Origin of the sequence: Leptolyngbya sp. FACHB-36, assembly GCF_014695955.1 — a bacterium.
In the GTDB taxonomy this organism is placed as follows: Bacteria; Cyanobacteriota; Cyanobacteriia; order Leptolyngbyales; family Leptolyngbyaceae; genus FACHB-36.
Genome location: NZ_JACJPG010000255.1, coordinates 1 through 4,610, shown reverse-complemented (window position 1 = coordinate 4,610; position 4,610 = coordinate 1). Strand labels below are relative to the sequence as shown.

Here is a 4,610-nt window from a genome sequence, read left to right as displayed (position 1 = left end):
TTGTGGCAGGCGTCAACGAAATCGATTCGGCGGTTGGACACGCTGGGAATGCTGATTGGCTTGGATGCGGATACTCAGTATCACGACGCGCAAGTTCAGCTTCAACCCGGCGACACGCTGATGTACTACACCGATGGCTTCACCGATGCCGCCAACCAAAACGGCGATCGCTTCGATGAGGAAAACCTGATGCAGGCGTTCCAGTGGGCGTGTCAGCGCTGCGCCGATCCACAGGCGATTCTGGAATATTTGTTCGATCGCGTGCAAGGATTTATCGGTCCCGCCAGCCGCAATTCTGATGACATGACGCTGATTGTGATGCAGATCAAGTAAAGCGGTTCGTCGTCTACGGTCCACTGCAATGTCAACAAGAGACCACTAAAGACCGACAACTGAAAAGTCTTACAGATCTAACTCAAAACTTAAAGCTCAGAACGAATCAAGCTGCACTAAACTATTCTGGTTACTTTGTGCAACGGGAGATAGCCTCCATGCTGATTGGTTTGATGCAGGATGCATCGACGTGGATGGTGGGAATGACTCACTGGACAGACACGCTGCAAGCGATTCATTGGCACCTGCCGCTAGATATCGCACAGTTAAATAAACCTCTGGAAGTGGATTTAGCAGGCGACGTGCAGCGTGCGTTCAACAACTTTGTGAGGACAGGTCAGGTTTGGGCATTTTTGATTGGGCTAATTCTCGGATACTTATTCAGAAGCTTTACAAGCTACGGTTGAACTTGCTAAACGGTAAACCAATATGCCACTACCGTTGATCGATTCTCGGTAGGATGACTGGGTAAACCTGCACCGAAAAAGGATCGCCTTGAGTAACGCTTCTCCTGCATCATCTACCTGGAGCCAACGATTTGAGTCGGCGCTGCATCCTGCGATCGCCCGATTCAACGCCAGCATCGAGTTTGACATTGCTCTGATTGAGTACGATATCAACGGCTCTCAGGCACACGCTCGGATGCTGGCGCACACCGGAATTATTTCTTCGGACGAAGGCGAGCAGCTGGTAGCTGGACTGGAGCAAGTGCGGCAGGAATACCGTCAGGGGTATTTCACGCCGGGAGTCGAGGCAGAGGACGTGCATTTTGCTGTGGAGCGGCGTCTAACAGAGATCGTTGGAGATGTCGGTAAGAAGCTGCACACGGCACGATCGCGCAACGATCAGGTCGGAACGGACACGCGCCTGTATCTGCGCGATCAAATTCAGCAGATTCGCGTTCAGCTCCGCGACTTCCAAACCGTGCTGGTGACGCTGGCTGACCAGCACGTTGAAACGCTAATTCCGGGCTACACGCACTTACAGCGGGCGCAGCCGTTAAGTTTGGCGCATCACCTGCTGGCGTATTTTGAGATGTCCCAGCGGGATTGGGAGCGCTTAGGAGAAATCCATCGGCGCGTTAATGTCTCACCGCTTGGATCGGGGGCGCTGGCGGGTACTACCTTTCCCATCGATCGCCACTACACCGCGCAGCTACTCGACTTTGGCGACGTGTACGCCAACAGTTTGGATGGAGTCAGCGATCGCGATTTTGCGATCGAGTTCCTTTGTGCTGCCAGCCTGATCATGGTTCACCTCAGCCGCCTATCCGAGGAAATCATCCTTTGGGCGTCGCAGGAATTTAGCTTTGTAACGCTTACGGATAGCTGCGCCACTGGGTCCAGTATTATGCCGCAGAAGAAAAATCCCGACGTGCCGGAACTGGTGCGCGGTAAAGTAGGCAGAGTCTTTGGGCACCTGCAAGGGATGTTAGTGCTGATGAAGGGTCTGCCGCTGGCGTACAACAAGGATTTGCAGGAAGACAAGGAAGCACTATTCGACGCCGTGACGACCGTGAGGGCGTGCCTGGAGGCAATGACAATCCTGCTGCAAGAAGGACTGGAATTCCGCACGGCGCGTCTGCATGACGCGGTGAATGAGGATTTCTCCAACGCTACTGACGTTGCCGACTATCTTGCAGCGAAGGGCGTGCCGTTCCGCGAAGCCTACAACCTGGTTGGCAAAGTGGTCAAAACCTCGCTGTCGCAGGGCAAACTGCTGAAAGACTTAACGCTGGACGAGTGGAAGCGGCTGCATCCGGCGTTTGAAGCAGACATTTATGCCGCGATCGCCCCTGCTCAAGTCGTTGCTGCCCGCAACAGCTACGGCGGCACAGGCTTCGAGCAAGTACGGCAGGCGCTTCAAACCGCAAAGGTGAGAATGAACCAAACCAGTTAATATCAAGCAGATATTGGCTACTCTCCGTCTACGTCTATGAGCACCGATTCGTTCCAGAGAACCAACCTCGACTGGCAATTTCAGCAATTGAGTCAGCGTATCGGGGAGTGGATCGAGCTGCGCCTGGGAAAAAGTCTTGGTTCAGCCCCTTTTCCTACGGTGTCTCCTCACTTTGTCGAGATTGCGTTTTGGCTTATTGTTTCTCTGCTGGTGGGATGGCTTGGCTGGCAACTGTTTTGGCTGCTGCGCCCTTACCTGGAGCGGCGATCGCCCCTGCAACGGCAGTCGAGCTTGACTAGAACCGAGCAGCAGACAGCCGCAAACTGGCTCCAGCAGGCGCAGACATTTCAGCGCCAAGGCAACTATCGCGAAGCCTGTCGCGCTCTATATCTGGCAATGCTGCAACGGCTGAATGACGCGAAGCGGATAGCGCACCAGAGCAGCCGCACCGATGGCGAGTACCTGCAACTGGTGCAGCAGCTAGCGCACCCCCAACCCTACCAAACCTTGATCGCCACTCACGAGCAACTGTGCTTCAGCGATGCGCCTATTTCGGCGGAGGCGTTCGATCGCTGCCAAAGCGCTTATCAACAGCTTGAACGTCAGGAGGCAGAGTAATGCGGCGGAATCGGCGCATTTGGATAGTCGCGATCGCGCTGGGGGCGATCGTGCTGCTAACGCTGGTCTTTGCTCCAGGAAGCAGCCCGCTGGGTAGCGGGTCCACATTCAGCCGTGCGCCAAGCGGCTATGGTGCCTGGTACGCCTATATGCAGCAGCAAGGCGTACCGATTCAGCGCTGGCAGCGATCGTTTAACGCCTTCACCGAACAAGGGGTTACCTTTCTACAAATCAATCCGGAGCTTGAGTTAGCTCGATCACTAGATAAGTCAGAGCAACGCTGGATCGAGCAGGGCAACACTCTGGTGCAGCTAGGAGTGAGCGCACCTGTGACTGAAGCGCCCTTCCGCACCGATCAATCGAGCCAGCAGGGAACCGTCACGATTGATACTGCCCGACGCCGCTCAGATACGTTGGCGCAATCGCTGTTGGGCGATCGCTTCGGTGCCGTGGTGTGGCAGGAGACGATCGGCAAAGGACGCTTGATTCAGGCATCCACGCTGCATCTTGCTGCCAATGCCTACCAGGATGAGCCGGGAAATTTTGCCTTTCTGGCACAGTTAGTAAAGCAAAACAGCCGCGCCATCTGGGTCGATGAATACCTGCACGGCTACAAGGATGCAACTGTTGCCACCGAAGAGGAGGGAAACCTTGTCGGCTATCTAGCAAAAACGCCATTGGTGCCCGTCCTGATTCAGGCTGGAGTCATTTTGCTGGTGCTGGTGTGGGCGCAGAATCGCCGCTTTGGGTCGCCTGCGCCGCTTGTGGCTCCCACGATCGACAACAGCGAAGCCTACATCCAGGCGCTCGCCAGCGTTCTGCAAAAGGCAGGACGGAGCGAGTTCGTGCTCAACGAGGTGGGCAAAGAAGAGCAGCGCCAGATTCAGCAAGCGCTAGGACTCGGCGGCAGCACGATCGATACCGACGCGCTGCTGCAAGCTTGGACACAGCAGACGGGTCGTCCTGCCAGCGAACTGCAAGCCGTTCTCCAGCCAAAAATTGACAAGCGACGAATGCGGGACGCTGAGCTAACCGCATGGCTGGAGCAGGTGAGATCGCTGCATCAGCAGTTGCCGCAGCGCAATCAAGCGAAGCGCTAAGCGCCACTAAAACCGCTGCCCGAAGCCGAACCGCAGCAAACTCCCACCTTGGTCGTTGATGCCAAAATCGGCGCGGATAATGCCGATCGGCGAATTTAGCCGTAAGCCGACCCCATATCCAAAGCCGCTGCCCGGTTTACCGCGCTGCACACCTGGCTCACCCAGGACGCTGTCGCTCGACCCTAGGTCGGTGGCGAAATCCGTGAACGCAACGCCGCCAATAAAGCGATAGATAGGAAAGCGATACTCTGCCGTAGCTTGAAGGTAACTGCGGCTCGTAGCCACGTCGCCATTCTCGTAGCCGCGCACGGAATTGAGTCCCCCCAGGACGTAGGCGCTGTAGGGCGGCAAATCGCCAACAGTTGTGCCGCCCTGAACATTAAAGGCAAGCACCTGCGGCTGATCCCCTTGAGTGCCTTTGATCAGGTCCACCGGGATAAATTGGGCGTAGTTTGCCTGCAAGCGATTGCTGAGAATGTTGCCACGCCCGATCGGAATCGACTGCTCAGTGCTGAGGGTTAGGACAGAGCCACTGGCAGTATTGACGGCGTTATCGCGCAAATCTCGTGTAGCTGTGAACGATACGGTAGTCAGATCGTCCTGCCCGGTACCGCTAAACGAAAGCGGGTTGCCGCGGGCGTCCACTCTGGCAATGTTGCC

6 protein-coding genes are annotated in these 4,610 nt (G+C 55.9%); 5 read left to right on the top strand and 1 reads right to left on the bottom strand.

Annotation, left to right across the window (positions count from 1 at the left end; genetic code table 11):
* From H6F43_RS06335 to H6F43_RS06315, 5 genes are all read left to right on the top strand, one after another.
* On the top strand, positions 1-333 hold a 333-nt coding region (locus H6F43_RS06335; protein ID WP_190341760.1), incomplete at its 5' end, for a PP2C family protein-serine/threonine phosphatase.
* Between the two features lie 158 nt (positions 334-491).
* Complete coding sequence (locus H6F43_RS06330) at positions 492-740, top strand: hypothetical protein (RefSeq protein ID WP_199290177.1); 249 nt, start codon at positions 492-494, stop codon at positions 738-740.
* A gap of 88 nt (positions 741-828) precedes the next feature.
* The gene (gene argH, locus H6F43_RS06325) at positions 829-2,232 is read left to right on the top strand and encodes an argininosuccinate lyase (RefSeq protein WP_190341759.1); all 1,404 of its coding nucleotides are present in this window, start codon (positions 829-831) and stop codon (positions 2,230-2,232) included.
* A 36-nt stretch (positions 2,233-2,268) separates the two neighbouring features.
* Positions 2,269-2,850 carry a DUF4129 domain-containing protein gene (locus H6F43_RS06320; RefSeq protein WP_190341756.1) on the top strand — a complete coding sequence of 194 codons (582 nt, stop codon included), beginning with the start codon at positions 2,269-2,271 and terminating at the stop codon, positions 2,848-2,850.
* A complete protein-coding gene (locus tag H6F43_RS06315) occupies positions 2,850-3,950 on the top strand; it encodes a DUF4350 domain-containing protein (protein WP_190341754.1) in 1,101 nt (366 codons plus the stop codon). The genes H6F43_RS06320 and H6F43_RS06315 overlap by 1 nt, the downstream gene beginning before the upstream one ends.
* Before the next feature lie 6 nt (positions 3,951-3,956).
* Here the strand turns inward: H6F43_RS06315 and H6F43_RS06310 are convergent.
* Positions 3,957-4,610, bottom strand: a 654-nt coding sequence (locus H6F43_RS06310) for a BamA/TamA family outer membrane protein (protein WP_190341752.1), incomplete at its 5' end; no start/stop codon positions are given.